Here is an 18,320-nt window from a genome sequence, read left to right on the forward strand (position 1 = left end):
CCGCATGCGCGGGGAATAGTCGGCCGAGGTGGTCAACCAATTTAAACTCGACGGTTCATCCCCGCATGCGCGGGGAATAGACTTTCGGGGCGTCCGCGAGTATTCGAAGACTCGGTTCATCCCCGCATGCGCGGGGAATAGGCGTCTTCTGGCGATGCTCCATTCGGCCACGGCGGTTCATCCCCGCATGCGCGGGGAATAGACTCGCGGGCTCTATCGATGAGCTCGTTTAACCGGTTCATCCCCGCATGCGCGGGGAATAGATCTTCTATTTGTTTCCACTTTAAATCAAAGGCGGTTCATCCCCGCATGCGCGGGGAATAGCAAAGCGGCGGTTTGCCCCTGCTTCTGATACTCGGTTCATCCCCGCATGCGCGGGGAATAGAGCTTTCCGGATGCGCTTTTCAAGCCCGGCAGCGGTTCATCCCCGCATGCGCGGGGAATAGCGTTTCAAGGGTTACGGATAAATTGCGGAGTGCGGTTCATCCCCGCATGCGCGGGGAATAGTCGATGACCCGAAGTCTGGGCTCATCGCAGGACGGTTCATCCCCGCATGCGCGGGGAATAGGTTGCCCCTACCCCCATTATGATGCCTGACGACGGTTCATCCCCGCATGCGCGGGGAATAGATAGTCAGCCTCAGTCTTACTCTTCCGAGTCTCGGTTCATCCCCGCATGCGCGGGGAATAGATCGTATATGCATTTATCGCCGGCGGATTAGGCGGTTCATCCCCGCATGCGCGGGGAATAGGTATCCCCATAGAGTCGTAAATACATACATGACGGTTCATCCCCGCATGCGCGGGGAATAGAGCTCGGCGGGATTTCCGGCGGTGTGCTGTCGCGGTTCATCCCCGCATGCGCGGGGAATAGTGGATCTGAAAGGTCTTCCAACCTCTGGAGGGCGGTTCATCCCCGCATGCGCGGGGAATAGTCGTTCTGTGATAGCCATTACGCGACCTCCTGCGGTTCATCCCCGCATGCGCGGGGAATAGGGAAGAATGAAGTCCTCGATAATGATGTTATACGGTTCATCCCCGCATGCGCGGGGAATAGATGGACGGGGCGCTGAACCAGTTCACGGAAGGCCGGTTCATCCCCGCATGCGCGGGGAATAGGTGCTCGTAAATCCATGCCACAGAATAGCATACGGTTCATCCCCGCATGCGCGGGGAATAGCCGAGAATTCGGTCAATCTCAGAGGAGACAAGCGGTTCATCCCCGCATGCGCGGGGAATAGATGCCAAAGCTAAGATAGCTTCCGCCGGAATACGGTTCATCCCCGCATGCGCGGGGAATAGGACTTCGAGTCGGACCAGTCGCGTGCGGCGCGCGGTTCATCCCCGCATGCGCGGGGAATAGAAAACGATCGTTTTCTTTTCTCCGTCCGTGAGCGGTTCATCCCCGCATGCGCGGGGAATAGTTTGGTTGCCTTTTTAGCAACTTTCTCGACCTCGGTTCATCCCCGCATGCGCGGGGAATAGGACAGATGAGGAGATCGAGACGCTCAGGTTTGCGGTTCATCCCCGCATGCGCGGGGAATAGGCCCACTGCGCTACGCGCAGAACAACAGCGGCCGGTTCATCCCCGCATGCGCGGGGAATAGTCAGTGATTTCGGCAAGGGTCAACCGGTGAGAGGGTTCATCCCCGCATGCGCGGGGAATAGGCCATCAACAGTTGAGATGGCGAATGTATTGTCTGGTTCATCCCCGCATGCGCGGGGAATAGTACGTATACCGAAATCTCTGTATAACCAAAAGGCGGTTCATCCCCGCATGCGCGGGGAATAGTATTCATCGAGTGCAGCATAAAGAGCCGGAAACGGTTCATCCCCGCATGCGCGGGGAATAGACGCGACCTCCTGCTTACGGTGCGCTATGTAGTCGGTTCATCCCCGCATGCGCGGGGAATAGCATGACAGCGTGTTAGCTCCTACGAATATGTACGGTTCATCCCCGCATGCGCGGGGAATAGACTAAAAGTCCGTATAGGTGTTTTTAAAGATCACTGCTTAAAGTCAAGCAGGTTTTTGCTTGCTTTCTGGAACGGGATACTGGGTGAGCACCATCCCCTCAAAATCGACGATTTCCCGGCTCGTGTCACCGTTCGAAAGAGCTGCGTAGCCTTGCTCTGTGTTCGTTTTATAGATCATCAAAGCGTCCACTTTCCACTCTTCCGTTATGCGCGCCCATAGCTTCTCGCGCACACGTCGGCCGAAGTTGCCGACGAAAACGCCAGCTTTCAGCTCAATAGTTAACCGCGACATCACGCCCCTCTGAGCCGGCGTCGCTCTCTCCAGCACGACGATTACCATACAACACCTCCATGATGTCAGGAATGATCCGCTTGAGCAGCTTTCGCTCTTTGAAAACATCACGGCATTCCATTCTTACACGTGATTCTACCGATGCCGGCCCCTGTGCTATACGGAATGCGATCGGTATAGTGAGCTCCGTTTTATAGAGGTCAGCAAGATCATACACAAAGGAAAGCTGCTTTCCGGTGTGAATGAAACCGATGCCGGCCGAACAACCGACGGCAAGGATCGCTGCATGACAGAGACCATACAGGCAGGAGTTTGCAGCAGACAATGCCTTATTGATCGGGTCCGAGATCCCCCATTCCGATTGATCGTAGTTTCGCCCCGTCCATTCAATCTCGTACTCTTCGGCAGCGGCCTTATAGGCCGCTCTCACACGAGCCCCTTCTTTGCCCCGCAGTTGCTCTATGCTATACCGTTCATCAACGACTTCGTCAAACCGCATTTCGTAGAGCTTTCTCACAACGCGCAGTCGTTCTTCTGGATCGGAATAGAGCTGCGCCTGACGCAGCAGATTCCTTGAAGAATACGTTCCCTGAGTGCCGGCCGAGTACATCCGCACTCCTTCATCGCCAACCCAGCACAACAAACACCGAGCATCAGTGAGGCGCTTGATGGCTGCATGTGTGATTGTCGTTCCGGGTCCGAGCATCAGGAGTGATAGTGTTTCAGCCGGTATTGGAACCTTTTTGTCTTTGTAGAAATAGGCCACCGTCTGCATATCCTGCTCGATATGACCCTTCTCGAAGTAGAGATAGCTCCAGTTCTCGTCGAACCTCGGCAATTCCTGAAGATCTCGATTCATATTGCTCTCCGGAGAAGAAGAAGGCCGCAACCGAAGGCCTTTCCGTGGCCAATACCTTTCAAAAGCGAGCGGCGAAACGGCTCTTCGTCCGTAACCGTAAGCACACCGCTAAAATCCATGATACCGAAGGTCATCTTCGTATCTTTTTTCCTGGTCTGCAATCGACGATATCGCTCGACGAGGACATGATTAACCGAGAAGCCGAGAGCCTCTGAACGACCGATCAACCATTCGCTGCCAGAATGCGTTAGCACTTCCTGTGATGTTATTTGTTCAGCGGCCGGCAGAGCCTGATTCTTAGCCAGAGCATCCAGATAAACATCATCGCGGCGCCGTTTCTTTGATTCTTTACCCTCTGGCATCCTTGTGACGACAGGATTGGCTCGCAGTTGAAACTGATAGACAGCGCCCTTCCTGATTACAGGCGCGAATGGCTTGGTTTCAATAAGGAAGGCATCCAGATCGTTCTCGGGCTTTCTCTCAGAAAGCAAAAAGAACTGCATGGTTTTGCTATCATCGTTCTTTCTGTAGAGAAAGTCACGGTGCTGCTCCTCGTTTTCGGGGAAAAATCGCCAGATGAGCCTGTGCTCATCATAAAGTCCGCCGTAAATTTCAGTTTTCAAGAACTTCCGAATTTGCGAAGGACTGAGGGTGATTCTACTGAAATACATCGGCGGCCTCCATTTCTATGAGGAACTCACTTCGCTCGCCAAACTGCCAGTTTCCTCGATGAATCAACCGATCCCGCCTCTGAAACTCCGCTCGTGTACCTGAGGCCGGCCGATCTTCCGTAAACAACTGAAAATAGACAGTATCTTCTGGTATCAGCGGCTTAAGCAGATCAGACATCGGTAATTCGACCTTTTTCATGGCCTCCATCACCGAACCGGCGTGAACCAGTTCTGGATGGAAAGGGAGAGCAGGCGGACAACTTTTGCGACCCAGATACGGAGCGAAAACGGGTCGTTGCAGAGATTCGCCGATCTGCTTCAGCAGCTCCTCATCATCTGAATTCAACGCAACGCGAAACAGCGCATCCTGACGGTAGTCACGAGTTGACAGAATGGTATTCAAATCTGGTTGAAGCAGCTCTTCGCGTCTTGTGAAAAGCCGTTTTCCTTTTCTGGCTGAAGGGACCTGTACCGTATGGTAATCACGCAACAGGTTGCCGGCGGCGAGAACAAGAACTGAGAAGCGAACGGCCTCTGCAAGCTTCGCAATACGGTCTTGCTCCTCCCGCCGTATTCCCATGGCACCGGCGACGAGGCCAAGAACGCCCGATTTCGTCGGATGAACATGCGATGGCCGGTATTCGCCGACGGCAGTATCTCCGGCAGCGAACAGAGCACCATGCATGTGAAAGACGAGATAGGATTGCATCGGTCTCACTCCGCTACACAGAAATTGAGAATCTCTTGTAACGAACCTTCGCCGGTTAGCACGTTCATCGTTGCCACAGCCTCACTGCATTTTCCGTAGACCTGCTCCATCCGATCGCGTATATCGCTCAGCGACTGAATTGAGTTCTGTAGCATGTCGTCGCCCTGCACTGCTTTTACGTAGGCAAGCGATAGAGAGCGCGGTTGTTGATCTCCAAGTTCCGCCATGATATAGTGAGCGTATGCTCGAGAGCCGAAGGAATTCTGCTTACCCGTCGGTGCAACCGTTGCCGCCGCTTGTACGAGCGCTCGGATCGCCTTCTTCGCAAGCTCTTTGTCACCGGCTCCTTTCAGGTTTTCGTTCAACAGTGTGCGATCGATATTGATATACGTGTAGAAGATACCCGAGGCAAACTCGGTGTCGCCCATGTGGCCGGCACCTACATCTTCCTCACCTTTATTCAGATCGTCGACAGCTGTGAAGAAGTCGTCTTCAACGACTACCTTTTGAACGGAGAAGGAATGCGCCACTTGTGCTGCCGCCTCGACATTGAATTTCGGATCGCTTGCCAGCATTCGGCCGAACAGCGCAATATCGGCACCACTATTTTCCGCTCTCAGTAGCTCCAGCTGCTCCTCTGTCGGTGCACTTTTTGCCTTAATGAGTTCGCCTGTTAAAGCAAAGATGGCCTTCTGCTCTTCCGGCGAAACAAACGCGAGTTGCTCAATGTGAAGCACTGTGGGCAGCTTCTCCTTCTCGCCCTTCAGTTTTCCAAAACAGCCGGCAATACTTCTTGCCCACGCTATGGCATCCTTCTCGGCAATACCACCCGCCTTAAGCTTTTCGTAGACGTCCTCGCCTATGCGCTTCGAACGGATTCCCAGGCCACCATCGATACTGATTCCACCAAGCCCTTCCTGGAAAACCGAAGATGTTCGCCAGGCTCGCTTCAAGCTCTGCGACGATATGCGCAATCGCGTCGTGCCGCCGACAACAGCCGTCTTGGGGCGACCGAGATCATCCCGGTTCAAATTCGACGGCGGGTAGGACGTCAACATGTGTATTTGCAAAAACCTTTTCATACCAGTCTCCTTGTTTTATCGTAAAATTAAATCCTTACTCTACTCCGAATCGCTATCTTGCGATTCGCTCGAAGCATCAAGGGTTGTTCCTGTATAGTACAGGTAGGCCCATTCCTTGCGCGTCTGATCATTCCAGAACGTCAGCGACTTTGCAAGATCCTGAACATTCACCTTTTCATCCAGCAGGCGAACCATGCGAATCATCATCACATACAGTTCCGTATCATCCTCCGTTTTCAGGAGCCTACGAAACCGCAAATCACTGATGCGAGCCTTACTATCCTTATTCTCTGGGCCCATTGATCGTGCCACCGGAACAGTCACTCTGTTCGGCTTCACGTGGGCCAGAACACCGGCAACAATAGGCATACGCGTGCGTTGCATCGTCATCGAAAGTCCAAAAGGCCTTATCGCTTTGAGCAAGGCGAAATAAGCTGGCGTCAGTGCTGCCTCGTCCGGTGAATGGGCACGCCGCAACTCAGCTCTGTCACCAGGTAAGTCTTGCAACGCAAGCCACCATTGCTCAATGGCAGCCCACGCTGCTTTGTAATCCACAGGCCCTTTACTCTGTGGTTGTGCTTTCATACCATGCCTCCTTTAGCTGCGGCACTGATGCCCAGCTTCTCACTGAATTTATTGCTTCGATTGAAGATCAGCAGATCTCTGCGGGCGCGGACTACTCGCGGCATTTTTTCGTCTTTGCGCATACCATCCTCTTTGCCTTCATCGAGGGAGATCTGACTCGAATAGTGGTCATACAAATCCATGGATACCTTCTGAAGAGCTTTAAGCCAGTTCCGGAGTACGGGCGCCGGATCCTCAATTACCTTCATGACTTCCCTTAACGAATCATAGTAATTTGGTTCTGTGCTCTGCCAGAATTCGGTCTTGACGAAATCAAGATCACCTCTCACAGAAGCGCCGGAATCGAAGAAGGCCAATTGAACGGCCTTTCGTGTGTTCGACGCAATGTCATTCGCGACATCGGCCATTGCTGTTGCGTACGGCGCAAATTCCTTTCGCAATGCTTCATCAGGCATCGGCCAGTAAGGCATTCTTGCCTCATACCAACAGCGTGCCTTCATGTTATCCATGTCATAACCAAAGGCATATATTGCATAATCCTTCGTCGTACTTCCTGATCGCAACCGGTTGCCAAGAACACGGACAACGATCGCCCTTTCTTTCTCACCGACATCTGCGATAACGAAATCGGGCCAATGACGATACGTAAAACCGCCCGGCTGCGGATGCACCGGTCGAAGGACGCCTTTGTCGTTGTAATACGGCGATAAAGGATGCAGGATTCCTGCCGCATAGTTTGCCCCATGAGGGACAGTTGCATACTGACGATAGAACTTAGCACCGGCAGCGTTACAAATACTACAGGCTCCCTCTTCCTCGCTCGCCGGGAACAGGCGAATACGCCGCGGCGTCGCCCAGAAGGTCTGCGCCGGATGAATATGCGAACCTAGTATCTCCGTACCGGCTGTCTTACTAAGTTTGGTGGCCGCCATCCACGGGAAGATGGCCTGCAAAGCCTTCAGAGAAGGCTTACATTGGGTCGCCGAAAGATCCTCCTTTAGGAGAACGTTCAGCCAGGCAGTATGCCACAGAGTCTGAAACTTTGGCTCTTGAGGTAAGACAATCGTTGTCAAGGGCCCGCCGCCGCGAAGAGAGGTTCGATGACCAGCGCCACCGCTCGGCGCATTAGTCTGCAAGGTTAACAAAGCCGTCGCTGTGCAGGCTGGGCACATCTGCTGAATCTGATTGCGCTTCACGAAATGATCGGCATTGTTCTTGATCGTGTTGGCTCCCGGCGCCTCAATCAAAAGACTACCAATCGGCGTGCCTTCCTCAGCGGCTAACTCAAGATCTTGAAAAAAACGCGGGCCAGGCCCATCGAGCTCGAAGGCTGTAGCATAGACTGCCATGCTACTCTCAAGATCTGCCATCGCCGGCGGCTTCAAAAAGAGTTCTTCCCAATCCTCCGGTTCAGCCGGTGTTAGCACTGTCTGCAAAAGACCAATAAAGAACTGGATGAGCGCACCGTTGAAGTCGGGTCGCACTGCATCCAGACGCACGACAGGATCGGACTCAAGATTCTCAACCATTTGTGCAGGTCGAATGATCTCACGTCGGCCGCTCCGCCGTAGAACAGGAATCCATGCTTCTTTTAGAAGATTCATTACTACCTCCGATTTATGAATTAAAACACGCTGTCAGGACAAAAGAGAGTAGCCCCTCTGAAAAACTGGTTGCATCTATCGTCCCAACGGAGAAAAAAAGCCGGGCGGAGTGTACCAGACTCCTCCCGGCGAGTGTTGAGCTATCAACAATCCGGCAAGACGTCGAGGTTATTCCTCGTCGTTTTGTCGGGGTCCGTCCGCAGATAAGGCTTACCATCTCTTAGCACCACTATTACGGCAGCCTTGACTCCGCCTACATCCGTGTAGTAGGGGGAGCACTGCGATTGCGGATGCCCATTTTGCTGAATCTCTTGGATAGCAACAGCGGCGACTACTCGCAGCCCTTGCTCTTTCATGCAGAGAGCCTTCGTTCGCTTCTCTGCATCTCTTTCAACGTGTGTCACCTTTCGTGACCAAGGGGGAATAACTGGCATCTTCTGCCTCCTTGCTCAGGCCTCTAGTGCCGTGTGAGCTCTACTTAATAAGAATACTACGCTATCCAACAATAGACAAGTAAAAAGAGCGATGAAATATAATGACTTGGCTTTTTTTTCATTTCGGAGTTTTCGGTTAGGGTTGGCCGATTTCTCTGGCAAAGCCTCAAATTCTTGGGGATGAACCGTAAAACGAGCGGTGAAAGGCAGACAAAGCCGCTTTCTTCCCCACAAATGTGGGGCTTCACTTTTGGGCCTCCAGCCGGAGGCCCAATTTTTCTGAATAGACAAATCTTTCCTGCTTGGTCGTTTCGCCCAGGCTCCTGTAGAGACCTTGCTCCAGCTGTTCAAAAGGCAAAAGGGAGCCACCACGGCCCTGATCAGGAAGGCGCCGCTCGGCTTCTTCGATTATCCTTCTCAATTCGGAGGGCAAAACGACCTCGACAGGGCGAAACTTTACCTCGCTCAATGCAAACGACTGGTCGTTACTGGCAACGAGTGGCCGCACAGTAGACCCTTCAAGCAAGCAGAGCCTGTAGGTCCTTGTTTCATCGGTAAGGCGCGTCGGTGCAGAATGATCGGGCCAGGGATTGAGATCGCTGCTTTGCAGGAAGCCCTTCTCTAAATCGATGAGATTCGTCTGTGCTGTGAAACCGGCTTTATCGTCTGCCGAGTGAGCCCGGTGACTCTGTTCTACTAAGGCATGCGGAGTCTCTGTCTCGCCGTACACCGCCTCAATCAAATATCGCAACCTTGCAGGGATCTCGATCTGACGTTCACGTTTCAAGACGCTGGCCGTGCGCCAGAGAATACCATGATTCTGATAAACCTTTGCACCACCGGGAAAGCATCCCATGTACCAGTCTGCTTCGATCGTAGTGTCAGGATCCGGTCCAAAGATGATTACGGTTCCGACACCTCGTCCATCTACCGTGTCGATACGATTCCCGGATTGGTCGCGAGCATGACGTCGCAAACGACCGACTCGCTGAATGACGAGATCAATCGGACAGAGGTCGGTGATCATTTCGTCGAAATCAAGATCAAGCGATTGTTCAACTACCTGCGTCGCAAGGAGAATCCTCCCTGCCCGCTCAGCGCTCGTCGATTCCTTACCAAAAGTACGAAGCACTCGTTCTTCAATGTCGCTGCGATGCCCCATAGCAAAACGAGAATGAAAGACGAAAAGTTTATCGGCATCTATCTCTACCGATAATTGATCATAGGCCCGCTGCACATCGGCAACCGTGTTGCGAATCCAGACCGCGCAGCGACCCTCTCGCGAAATTTCGGCCAACCGCTCTACGACGGGTTCAATGGCACCATCCTCAGAGGTGAGGAACTCCACACCGACCGAACGACAGTGTCTCGCAGACGGCTCAATGGGGATGAAGTCAACCTTGCCGGATTCCACAATGGTAATGAGAGGATAGTGCATCTCTTCTCTGAGGTTTACTTCAGGTTCATCGCCCTGGCCGTTACAGCCGGACAGGTAGGCTGCGCCAAGGCTCTCTTTCATGGATACGGGCAGCGTAGCCGAAAGCAGAACAACACTACGGCCCTGCTGCGCTTGAAACTTGATGAGTGATTCGAGCAACTCCTGCATGTACGCGTCATAAGCATGCACCTCATCAACGATGAGTATCTTACGAGAAAGCCCGAACATACGCAGAGTATTATGCTTGGAGTATATCACCGAAAGCAAGGCCTGATCAATGCTACCGACACCGACCTGAGCAAGGAAGGCCTTTCGGGCGCGATCAGCGATCCATGTATTGCAGGCGGCCTTGGTAGTTTGCTGTTCCTCTGCGTCTGTTGCGTTAAACTCAACGTCCGTAACACGCGAATGCTCTGGCAGGAGAGAATCCTGAAAAGCTGCGTTCAATTCAGGGCGACCATGGGCAAGAATCAGCGATGCATTCGAGCCGGCAGCGAAGTAGTTGCTATAAATGGCAGCAAGGCGCGAGTACATGCCGTTTGAAGTTGCCATAGTCGGCAAGGCGAAATAAAACCCTTCGACATTCTCCTTATCCATCAGGCTTGCCGTCAATAGGAGGGCTGCTTCTGTCTTACCTGCGCCTGCGATGTCTTCAATGATGTACAGGGCAGGCCCCCGCCCCTCAGTCGCCTGAAGCATGGCCGTCTGTAGCGGTGTAGGCGTATAGGGTTTGAATGTGGGAAACAACTCTTCCCATGGGTTGGTTAGTTTTCGCCGAGGTACGGCAACCAACCCCTGCCGAAGTAAGGCTGCATCTGCAAGCTCAAGCGACTCTGAAAAAGCCTTCTTAAGATCGAACTCACTGGCATGCTCTTTAGTGAACGGCAGGTTCAGGGGGAAATTATCTGACGAAGAGCCGGTCCAGTCAGCAAGGATGATCAAACCAGAGAGTGGAAACGAAAATCTCGCTAATTCCGGTCTCACTGACCGCGTTTTCGCCCATTGCTGCATAGCGGTCAGGCTTCCAGGCAGCAAGTGCAAGAGATCGTCAATATATGCCTTAGCAGCAAGCTGAACTTTATCGTCGTACAGCTGCCTCAGCGGCGGCGGGGTGGATGGATCCAAAGCTTCCACCGGTTTGCCGTGATGCCCAAAACTTGCCGTTAACAGAGGGCGAATCGAACGATTCAAAACACCCATATCATCGGATGATAAGTCGCTAAGTTGGTCCTTAATCTGCCCCCATATCGATGCATCCCAGAATCCAAAACCTGAAGAAGGGTGAGAGGCCCTGCTTGCATAACTAATGCCTGTCCGCCCCGTCAAAAGTGTGGCCAATTGAGGAATCTTGAATTGAAAATCGAGGGCAAACTTGCCGAGATCATGAATGGCGGTCAAAAAAGTGACGAGATCAGCAAGAACATCGCGCTCAACCTGTAGCCTACGTGCCCAATCGTGTACGAAGGCCGGATGTCGTAGCAGCCATTGTCGGGCCACGGCCGCAACGTCCAGCATGTGGAGAACGAGGGGGCGCCAGCGGCCAGATTCTCCGTCGGCCTTGCCCCAGAATCGAAGATAGTGCATTCGCAATCGGATTCTATACTACAGCAAGGATATTTCAAGTTCTTTTCCATACAGATGGATCAAAATCCGAAACGTAGATTTCTTCGTCGGTAACTGAAATCCCATTACGAAACGCACAGCCCTATTTCCTTGATCCCGGGATCGAATTTTAGCGAAAAACGCTCCTTTTTACCCGCCCCTCCCCCGACATCACAATATCAAACTAACGATCAATACCAGAAGCGGCGGTATAACGATCACGCCGATGATCGCACAGAGAACGAGTATAACGACAGATTCAATGAGGATCTTGCGTTTCCAAGGATCCACTTCCACACTTCCAGATCTGAGCTTCGGCTCTCGAAAGCTTTTCGCTTCCCGATTATGGCCCCTCAATTCGATACTCATCAGAACTGCACTCCTTCAAGCTCTGGAAAACCCTCCAGCTCTCCTCCGTCGTTCCATATACTTACGGTCGCCCCGACAAGCAGTGCATATTCTTGAACCGCAGACTCTACGTTTTCCGGACCGGCCGTCCATCCGGTTAACTCAGGCGGAGCCGGTAAGCCATCGAGATCACCCGAAACAGTGTGACGATCCTCGGGCCAGCCGATGGTGCGATGATGCAGCTCGCCATGGTAGCGAATGACCCGTCCGTCCGGCAGCGTCAATAATGCCTCGACAATTCTCATCAACGGACCTCCTTTCAGGGTTCTACCATTTCCTTCAGATCACCTTTTTCCTGTGCTGAAGACAATGAACTCTTTAAAAGGCGGTTCGTCTATAAGAACGGGATCTCCCGACTCCTCGAAATCCATTGCAAAACTGTTACCTCCATCATGAAAAATTCCACCCTGCTCAGAAAAAGGCAGTCGGAATGCGATTCCGGATTATTCGAAGCCTTCGGTTCTGATCGAGGTTAATCTGTGTACGTTTTTCAGAGCACCCGAGATGACGCCGCTTTACGGTCGTGTGTCTGAAGGTCATTTCCTGCTATCAAGATAATGGCTGGCGAGGACATCCCCTCTCCATCATAGGCAATTTTCCCTTACTCCCGTCCTATCAACCATGACAGGGCGCAGCCAGCGAGAACGTTTTGCCGTCATACGCAAGAAGAATCGACGGCTGATGAGTATTGCGATCCTGCTTGCCCTGATCGGCATTCCGCCGGTCTCGGCGATCGATTTTCTTACGGGTCCGGCAGGGCCTGCATCGTTTCGCATTCTTTTGCTTGGATTGTCGGAGTCGCTGCTGCTCGCCGTCATCGGCTCATTGAGATATCTACATCCGCGTAGCTATACGCGCTATGCAACGGGCCTGTTCGTGGCCGTACTGCTCACCATTCTTCTGCCACAGATACCCGATATTATCGTAACTGATCCTTCGCGGTTCCTGCTTTTTGCTGCAACCTTTCTCGGTTGCGTTTTCTTCCTCAATCTGAACAGCCTGCGTACGGCCGTCATGCTCTACGCTACGGTGCTTCTCGTTTCCATCGTTCCTTTTCTTATCTACAGGCCACTGCCGTTGACGACGGTTATTCCGACGCTTGTGGGGATTGCTCTGATCGGAGTCGTTCGACAGAGACATCAGGATAAGAACATTGAAACGAGCCTTGAGCTTCGCCGCCGCAAGATCGATCTACATCGTCATACCCTTTTATACGAGCAGGCCGTTGCGGCCACCGAAGAGAGCGAGGCGCGCTATGAAACGGTGATCGATTCGATGGCCGAGGGCGTGATCGTTCTGTCCTCCGACGGTGTGATGATCGCCTGCAATCGCAGCGCTGCTGAGATCCTTGGGATGCATCCGGAGAATATCGTCGGGTCGCAGATCGCCGATTTAAACCTGCGTCTGTGCCGTGAGAACGGAGAGCCTTTCCCCGCCGATGAACTGCCATCCACTTTCGTTCAAAAGCAAGTTCAACCGGTTAACGATGTTGTCGTCGGTATCGACGTCGATAACTCCCAGAAGAAGTGGCTGCGCGTGAATGCAAGGCCGCTCTTTCGCCGCGGATCAAGCGTCCCCTACGCAGCGACCGTTACCTTCGCCGATATTACCGAGTATAAAGCGCAGGCCGATACGATCCGCCATCAGGCCTTTCACGATACGTTAACGGGACTTGCGAACAGGGCTCTGCTTAAAGAAACTCTCGACCTTGAACTGGCTCATGCCAGCCGCGAAAAGAGTATCCTGGCCGTCCTCTTTTTGGATCTGGACGGTTTCAAGAACGTGAATGATTCTCTCGGTCATTCGATCGGCGATGCTCTGCTTGTCGAAGTCGCGCGGCGCCTTCGCCACTGTCTGCGCCGGAGCGATACTCTTGCCCGCGCGGGCGGAGACGAGTTCATCGCCGTGCTGCCAAAGATCAATTCTCCGTTTGACGCTCGTAGCGTCGCCGACAAGGTGCTGGCCGAGCTTGAGAAGCCCTATGCCGTCGGCTCCGATATACTGAGCATTTCGGCCAGTATAGGCATAGCGATCTTTCCTGATAACGGCACAGACGGTGATTCACTTCTTCGCAACGCCGATGCGGCGATGTATGCGGTAAAAAAGGCCGGCCGTCGCGGCATACGCTTCTTCGGTCCTGAGATGAACGAAAACGCCAGGGTGCGTCTCGGTCTTTTGAATAACCTGCGTCAGGCGATTCAGTCCGACGATTTGCGGCTTGTCTTTCAGCCCCGCCTTGATCTTCATACGGGCCGTATCGATAGCGCCGAGGCCCTGCTGCGCTGGAATACGAAAGACGGTCCCGTCTCGCCCGAAGTCTTTATTCCTCTTGCCGAAGAAGGCGGCCTGATTCACGCGCTCGGTGATGGCGTACTGCATAAGGCGCTCTCCGCCCAGAGGCAATGGTCGGCGGATAGCCACGACATCACCGTCGCCGTTAACCTCTCTCCGCGTCAATTCGCCGTTCCCGATCTTGTCGAACGAATCGAAGCGGCGACCCACCGTCTTGGAGTCTCTCCGGAAAGGCTTGAGATCGAGATCACCGAAGGCGTGATGATACAGAACGTCGAATCCGTAAGGCGCACGATGTATGCTCTGAAAGAGCTGGGATTGACGATCGCCCTTGACGACTTCGGAACAGGGTATTCCTCGCTGGCCTACCTGAAACACTTCCCGATCGACATCCTGAAAATCGATCGGGCCTTCGTATGCGAGATACCCGAGAATACGCAGGACGTCGCCATCCTCAGCGCTATCATCGGCGTCGCGAGGGCGCTCGGCATTCGCACCATCGCCGAAGGAGTCGAGACGCAAGAACAGGCCGACTTCATGAAGCAGGTCGGATGCGACGCCATACAGGGCTACTGGTTTGCAAGGCCTCTTGATTCGCAGTCTCTGCTCGATTTCATTCACAGGCATGACGTGCGGGCGGGCCGGCCGACCTCGTCGCACATCGCCTTCTGATCGGGGGATGCATTAAGCCTTCCTTGACCTGCCTCAGATCTATCCTTTCCCGCCTCATCCAAATGATCGCCTCGACCGTAGAGGCGCTGTCGCTGTTCCGATATACTCCCGGTCGAGGACGTTGCAGCGCTCCTTTTAAACAGGAAGCCGACAAGTAACGCCGGTATCATTCCGGCTGCCTTTCTTTTCGGTAGGACTCGAAATCCTTCTGGCCTTTCTCGCTCCAGTAATCACGGAAGGCCTTTTGATCCGGTTCGCAGTAAAAGTTCCAGGGCGTGTCGTGCATCCCAAAGTTCCACGGTAGGTGTTTGCGACGATAATACTCCCTTACCATCCGATGCCGATGCCCGTCAAACATCGGATGACGTCGGAACGGACCTCTGCCTTTCGGACCCATCCCACCGAAGAGCAGTCGGCTGAGGATGACTAACCCAACGGCCTGCCAGAAGTCTACTAATGGAAATCCAAAAAGGTCGGGCAGAAGGCCGTTCCAGAGATGCTGGACGACGACGCCGAACAATAATCCGATCAGGACGGCGACGGTCAGGCCGCCGACAAGACGCAATACAAATCGTGCGCTCTTCCGCGCTATTCCTGCAGTTTTCATAACTTCCTCCTGTAATCTTCTACTCATTTAACAAGAACACCCGATCCTACAGTAGCGTTCTGAATGCGTCTAACTCGCGGCTGAGCCGACGACGCGCCTCTCGATTCCAGCTGAGCACGGTTCCAAGCGGAACGCCAAGCATCTGCGCGGCCTCGCGATGCGTGTAGCCTTCGAGCTCTACGAGGCGAAAGGCTGCATGCAGGTTAGGAGCAAGTCCGTCTATGGCCCGCTCAATCTCTTGCAGCAAATCGGATAACTCGCTGATCTCTGCCGGTTGCGGGCGCCCGTCGCTCAGAGGATCAAGAAGATCCGCAGATAACGTTTCACGGCGTCGGCGATAGATATCGATGATTCTGTTTCGCAGAGCTCCGTATACATAGGCGGCCAGGTCTTCGATCTGATCGGCGACATCGAGTCTGCGCGAAAGCGCAAGCATTACGTCCTGGACGAGGTCTTCGGCGTCGATCGATCCCGCCTCGCGCAACATGGATCGCGCGAAACTTACAAGGCGCCTGTATTCGCTCTTGAAAAAGCCGCTGACGCCTCTCAGGTCTCGCTGCATACACATCCTGACGTCCGACTGATCGGATTATTGAGAGAATTCCCGTGATTTACAACTTCTAACATTTCCAGACTCTCATCCAGAGCTCTAATAAGAGACTCTACAAAGAAAGTCTGTCCCGGTGCTCACGGATTCTGTCTGGATCTCATTATTTGTGAAGAAATGTGAAAAAAAAGGCTGCGCTCAGAGTCTTTATACGCATGAAACAATTCTCTGCGAAAATCGCCTCTTTCGGGGCTTTTATGGCCCTTGCGGCCGTTATCTCTTCGGTTCTGAGCTTCATCGGCTATAACCTGCGTGTTCTCATGTGGGTCGATATGTGGGGCGAAACGATGGGCTGGGTTGTGCGCGGCGGCGTTCTTGTGGCCGGCGGCCTGCTCTATTTCGTTTTCAGCAAGCTCTCTGACTCTCCTGAAGAGGCTTGAAAAATAATTCCCACCTTCAGGAGCTTGTATCCGTATCAGACTCATTCGCCGTAGCCGGCCTTCTGGCTACGGCGTTTCTTTTCGCGCCGACTTTTTCAGTCGACGACAGTGCCAGATCCTATCTCATTGAGTCTATGCTTCTGGCCGTTCCCGTCTATAACGAAGAATCTAATCTGCCTCTCTTTTTCCCTGCACTTTTTGCCGGTCTTCCCGAGGCCATTGACGAAGTGCTTTTCATCAACGACGGCTCGTTCGATGCATCGCCCTTAATTCTTGAAGAGGTAAAGCGTCCGGGCGTTGATATCGTTCATCATACGACGAATCAGGGCTACGGACAGGCGATGATCACGGCGATGACCGAGGCCCGCCGACGCGGCCACGACTACCTGATCACGATGGACTGTGACCGGCAGCACCGTCCCGAAGACATCCGACATTTTATCGACGCCGACCTGGCCATCGACGTCGTCTCGGGCTCGCGCTACCTGCCGTCTTCGCGGCGATGCGGCGACGCCCCGGAGGATCGCGTCCAGGTGAACAGCCGTATCACGACCCGCCTGAATCGCCGCTTCGGATTCCGGTTAACCGACGCCTTCTGCGGCTTCAAACGATATCGCATGCAGAATATCGATCCGGCGCTCTTTACGGAGCGCGGTTATGCCTTTCCCATGGAATTCTGGGCCTACGCCGCCGTCGAAGGCCTGAGCATCGAAGAGCTGGCCGTAAGCCGCATCTATACGACCGACAGCCGCAGCTTCGGCGAGGATCTCGATCGCACGCGAAAGCGCTATCACTACTACCTGAAAGTTCTGCATCAGAGCACCGTGCGTTTTTCGGCTCTGCACGCCTGAGTACAATAAAAGGTCGGCCGCAGAAGAATGCGGCCTTCACCGCAAAAAACAATCACCCGACTCTTCGATCCGTGAGGTCGAGCAGCTCCAGAGCGGTCGCATTCGAGCGAAACGTTCGCGCTGAACCCGTCTTCAGATCGAGCAGCTCAAGATCAAAGCGTGCCTGCTTGCTATTGCGGCAGAGCGAGATGCGTCCGTCCGGGTTCACGTAATCGAGTTCGGCGAACTGCGGGCTTATCATCTTCCCTGTCAGGCGGAAGTCGTTATCAGAAAAAGCAAAGCTCCACGAGTTTTCGTCGCTCTGTATGTTATGCGATGCCGCCTTACGAAGCGATGTCCAGCGCAGCGTGCGTCCGTCTATGTGCAGAACCGCCATACTCAGGTAAGGCGTGATTACCGGGCCGAGCTTGATCTTAGCCGAGAATCCCTCGAAATAAACGGAGGGGTCCTCTGCCTCGAAAGCGCTGCAATGCCCCCAGCAGTAATGATAGGAGTGCTTTCGCCCCCAGTTATGGCCCTGCATGCCAGGGGCATTCTGTATACGGATCTCTTTCCCGTTCACATGCACGACGCCGTTCACAAGAGCGGCAGGAAGAGGCGACAGTATTTTCATGCCCGGAAAGCCGTCGGCATACAGAAAATCCTGGCCGAGAAGAAAAAGCGGATCGGCTAACGGTGTAAGTTGAAGATCCCAGCGAATCTCGCCGGCTTCGCCTATCAGGCTTCCCGAACACCTGTTGCCCGTCCATTGCGCCGTGCCGAATCGCAGCCCCGGCGCTTTCCCTGCTTCCCCTGCGTCCCCTGAATGAGAGCATTCAGCAGGCGAATAAGATGTCTTCCATATCTGTGCATGTTGCCGGTCGAACCAGATGGCCCAGACGTCGGCCACGCCGTCTTTTGCGACGGAGCCTCGCAGGTAGGTGAATTTTACCCAGAGAGCCTGTTCGCCGACGTTCAGCTTGAGAAAATAGCTCTCAACATGGTCTTTCTTGATATACGGATAAACGGGTTCGTTACCCGAATCCTTTTTGTAATCTCGCATCGTACACTCTCACTGTTTTTTCGGTCAGCAACGACCGATTTTTTTGTTTGCTGGCTGCCCGGCACGATCCGTTTCAGTACGGCCGTCTGCAGGCAATCATGTCTTTTTAATCAGAGCGAAGATTCCTTTCAGCTCGTCTTCAAGTTCGCACTTCAAATATCGCCCCGGTTCGAGCGTCATACCGATCCATCCGTAGGCCTCTGCGGGCGA

17 protein-coding genes and 1 CRISPR repeat array (1 of these 18 only partly in view) are annotated in these 18,320 nt (G+C 53.6%); of the genes, 3 read left to right on the forward strand and 14 right to left on the reverse strand.

Translation table 11 applies throughout. The features are described from left to right. Nucleotides 1-1,975: a CRISPR direct-repeat array (repeat unit 29 nt; unit sequence CGGTTCATCCCCGCATGCGCGGGGAATAG); it begins 1,720 nt to the left of the window's first position. Between the two features lie 43 nt (nucleotides 1,976-2,018). The 11 genes from cas2e to LEPIL_RS02175 form a co-directional block, all read right to left on the reverse strand. After that, entirely contained in the window at nucleotides 2,019-2,267 is a 249-nt protein-coding gene (gene cas2e / locus LEPIL_RS02125) for a type I-E CRISPR-associated endoribonuclease Cas2e (protein ID WP_245826784.1), read from the reverse strand. Then, nucleotides 2,248-3,126, reverse strand: a complete 879-nt coding sequence (gene cas1e / locus LEPIL_RS02130) for a type I-E CRISPR-associated endonuclease Cas1e (RefSeq protein ID WP_002769489.1) — start codon at nucleotides 3,124-3,126, stop codon at nucleotides 2,248-2,250. The genes cas2e and cas1e overlap by 20 nt, the downstream gene beginning before the upstream one ends. Continuing rightward, the gene (cas6e, locus tag LEPIL_RS02135; protein ID WP_245826785.1) at nucleotides 3,123-3,749 is read right to left on the reverse strand and encodes a type I-E CRISPR-associated protein Cas6/Cse3/CasE; all 627 of its coding nucleotides are present in this window, start codon (nucleotides 3,747-3,749) and stop codon (nucleotides 3,123-3,125) included. The genes cas1e and cas6e overlap by 4 nt, the downstream gene beginning before the upstream one ends. A 34-nt stretch (nucleotides 3,750-3,783) precedes the next feature. After that, a complete protein-coding gene (cas5e, locus tag LEPIL_RS02140) occupies nucleotides 3,784-4,506 on the reverse strand; it encodes a type I-E CRISPR-associated protein Cas5/CasD (protein ID WP_002769492.1) in 723 nt (240 codons plus the stop codon). Between the two features lie 5 nt (nucleotides 4,507-4,511). Continuing rightward, nucleotides 4,512-5,588, reverse strand: coding sequence for a type I-E CRISPR-associated protein Cas7/Cse4/CasC (gene cas7e / locus LEPIL_RS02145; protein WP_002769493.1), 1,077 nt, complete (start codon nucleotides 5,586-5,588; stop codon nucleotides 4,512-4,514). Between the two features lie 39 nt (nucleotides 5,589-5,627). Then, nucleotides 5,628-6,173, reverse strand: a complete 546-nt coding sequence (gene casB, locus LEPIL_RS02150) for a type I-E CRISPR-associated protein Cse2/CasB (RefSeq protein WP_002769494.1) — start codon at nucleotides 6,171-6,173, stop codon at nucleotides 5,628-5,630. Beyond that, a complete protein-coding gene (gene casA / locus LEPIL_RS02155; RefSeq protein WP_002769495.1) occupies nucleotides 6,170-7,777 on the reverse strand; it encodes a type I-E CRISPR-associated protein Cse1/CasA in 1,608 nt (535 codons plus the stop codon). The genes casB and casA overlap by 4 nt, the downstream gene beginning before the upstream one ends. Before the next feature lie 143 nt (nucleotides 7,778-7,920). After that, a complete protein-coding gene (locus tag LEPIL_RS24165; protein WP_002769497.1) occupies nucleotides 7,921-8,211 on the reverse strand; it encodes a DUF3892 domain-containing protein in 291 nt (96 codons plus the stop codon). A 244-nt stretch (nucleotides 8,212-8,455) separates the two neighbouring features. Next, nucleotides 8,456-11,233: a CRISPR-associated helicase/endonuclease Cas3 gene (locus LEPIL_RS02165; protein ID WP_002769499.1), complete on the reverse strand. Its 2,778-nt coding sequence runs from the start codon at nucleotides 11,231-11,233 to the stop codon at nucleotides 8,456-8,458. A gap of 189 nt (nucleotides 11,234-11,422) precedes the next feature. Next, nucleotides 11,423-11,548, reverse strand: coding sequence for a hypothetical protein (locus LEPIL_RS24005; RefSeq protein WP_281251473.1), 126 nt, complete (start codon nucleotides 11,546-11,548; stop codon nucleotides 11,423-11,425). A gap of 71 nt (nucleotides 11,549-11,619) precedes the next feature. Continuing rightward, complete coding sequence (locus tag LEPIL_RS02175; protein ID WP_002769503.1) at nucleotides 11,620-11,904, reverse strand: hypothetical protein; 285 nt, start codon at nucleotides 11,902-11,904, stop codon at nucleotides 11,620-11,622. A 376-nt stretch (nucleotides 11,905-12,280) separates the two neighbouring features. Between LEPIL_RS02175 and LEPIL_RS02180 the strand changes: the two genes are divergently transcribed. Continuing rightward, a complete protein-coding gene (locus LEPIL_RS02180) occupies nucleotides 12,281-14,623 on the forward strand; it encodes a putative bifunctional diguanylate cyclase/phosphodiesterase (RefSeq protein WP_002769505.1) in 2,343 nt (780 codons plus the stop codon). Nucleotides 14,624-14,789: 166 nt separating this feature from the next. Here the strand turns inward: LEPIL_RS02180 and LEPIL_RS21470 are convergent, their stop codons facing one another. Continuing rightward, the gene (locus LEPIL_RS21470) at nucleotides 14,790-15,230 is read right to left on the reverse strand and encodes a hypothetical protein (protein WP_002769507.1); all 441 of its coding nucleotides are present in this window, start codon (nucleotides 15,228-15,230) and stop codon (nucleotides 14,790-14,792) included. Between the two features lie 46 nt (nucleotides 15,231-15,276). Further along, nucleotides 15,277-15,792, reverse strand: a complete 516-nt coding sequence (locus tag LEPIL_RS02190; protein WP_002769509.1) for an RNA polymerase sigma factor — start codon at nucleotides 15,790-15,792, stop codon at nucleotides 15,277-15,279. Between the two features lie 200 nt (nucleotides 15,793-15,992). On the opposite strand from LEPIL_RS02190, the gene LEPIL_RS02195 reads away from it, so the two are divergent. Next, on the forward strand, nucleotides 15,993-16,217 hold the full coding sequence (locus LEPIL_RS02195) for a hypothetical protein (protein WP_002769511.1): 225 nt from the start codon (nucleotides 15,993-15,995) through the stop codon (nucleotides 16,215-16,217). After that, nucleotides 16,214-17,068, forward strand: a complete 855-nt coding sequence (locus LEPIL_RS02200; protein ID WP_052608113.1) for a glycosyltransferase family 2 protein — start codon at nucleotides 16,214-16,216, stop codon at nucleotides 17,066-17,068. The genes LEPIL_RS02195 and LEPIL_RS02200 overlap by 4 nt, the downstream gene beginning before the upstream one ends. 52 nt (nucleotides 17,069-17,120) lie before the next feature. Here LEPIL_RS02200 and LEPIL_RS02205 read toward each other — a convergent pair whose 3' ends face one another. Then, complete coding sequence (locus LEPIL_RS02205) at nucleotides 17,121-18,110, reverse strand: tocopherol cyclase family protein (protein ID WP_002769515.1); 990 nt, start codon at nucleotides 18,108-18,110, stop codon at nucleotides 17,121-17,123. Nucleotides 18,111-18,320: the final 210 nt, after the last annotated feature.

Source organism: Leptonema illini DSM 21528 (assembly GCF_000243335.1).
GTDB classification, from domain to species: Bacteria; Spirochaetota; Leptospiria; order Leptospirales; family Leptonemataceae; genus Leptonema; species Leptonema illini.

Excerpts from the sequence above, each read along its gene's own strand:
- LEPIL_RS02175 (WP_002769503.1), bottom strand. The coding sequence starts at position 11,904 with ATGAGAATTGTCGAGGCATTATTGACGCTGCCGGACGGACGGGTCATT.
- casB (WP_002769494.1), bottom strand. The coding sequence starts at position 6,173 with ATGAAAGCACAACCACAGAGTAAAGGGCCTGTGGATTACAAAGCAGCG.
- LEPIL_RS02190 (WP_002769509.1), bottom strand. The coding sequence starts at position 15,792 with ATGCAGCGAGACCTGAGAGGCGTCAGCGGCTTTTTCAAGAGCGAATAC.
- cas5e (WP_002769492.1), bottom strand. The coding sequence starts at position 4,506 with ATGCAATCCTATCTCGTCTTTCACATGCATGGTGCTCTGTTCGCTGCC.
- cas1e (WP_002769489.1), bottom strand. The coding sequence starts at position 3,126 with ATGAATCGAGATCTTCAGGAATTGCCGAGGTTCGACGAGAACTGGAGC.
- casA (WP_002769495.1), bottom strand. The coding sequence starts at position 7,777 with ATGAATCTTCTAAAAGAAGCATGGATTCCTGTTCTACGGCGGAGCGGC.
- LEPIL_RS02165 (WP_002769499.1), bottom strand. The coding sequence starts at position 11,233 with ATGCACTATCTTCGATTCTGGGGCAAGGCCGACGGAGAATCTGGCCGC.
- LEPIL_RS21470 (WP_002769507.1), bottom strand. The coding sequence starts at position 15,230 with ATGAAAACTGCAGGAATAGCGCGGAAGAGCGCACGATTTGTATTGCGT.
- LEPIL_RS24165 (WP_002769497.1), bottom strand. The coding sequence starts at position 8,211 with ATGCCAGTTATTCCCCCTTGGTCACGAAAGGTGACACACGTTGAAAGA.
- cas2e (WP_245826784.1), bottom strand. The coding sequence starts at position 2,267 with ATGTCGCGGTTAACTATTGAGCTGAAAGCTGGCGTTTTCGTCGGCAAC.
- cas7e (WP_002769493.1), bottom strand. The coding sequence starts at position 5,588 with ATGAAAAGGTTTTTGCAAATACACATGTTGACGTCCTACCCGCCGTCG.
- LEPIL_RS02205 (WP_002769515.1), bottom strand. The coding sequence starts at position 18,110 with ATGCGAGATTACAAAAAGGATTCGGGTAACGAACCCGTTTATCCGTAT.
- LEPIL_RS02180 (WP_002769505.1), top strand. The coding sequence starts at position 12,281 with ATGACAGGGCGCAGCCAGCGAGAACGTTTTGCCGTCATACGCAAGAAG.
- LEPIL_RS02195 (WP_002769511.1), top strand. The coding sequence starts at position 15,993 with ATGAAACAATTCTCTGCGAAAATCGCCTCTTTCGGGGCTTTTATGGCC.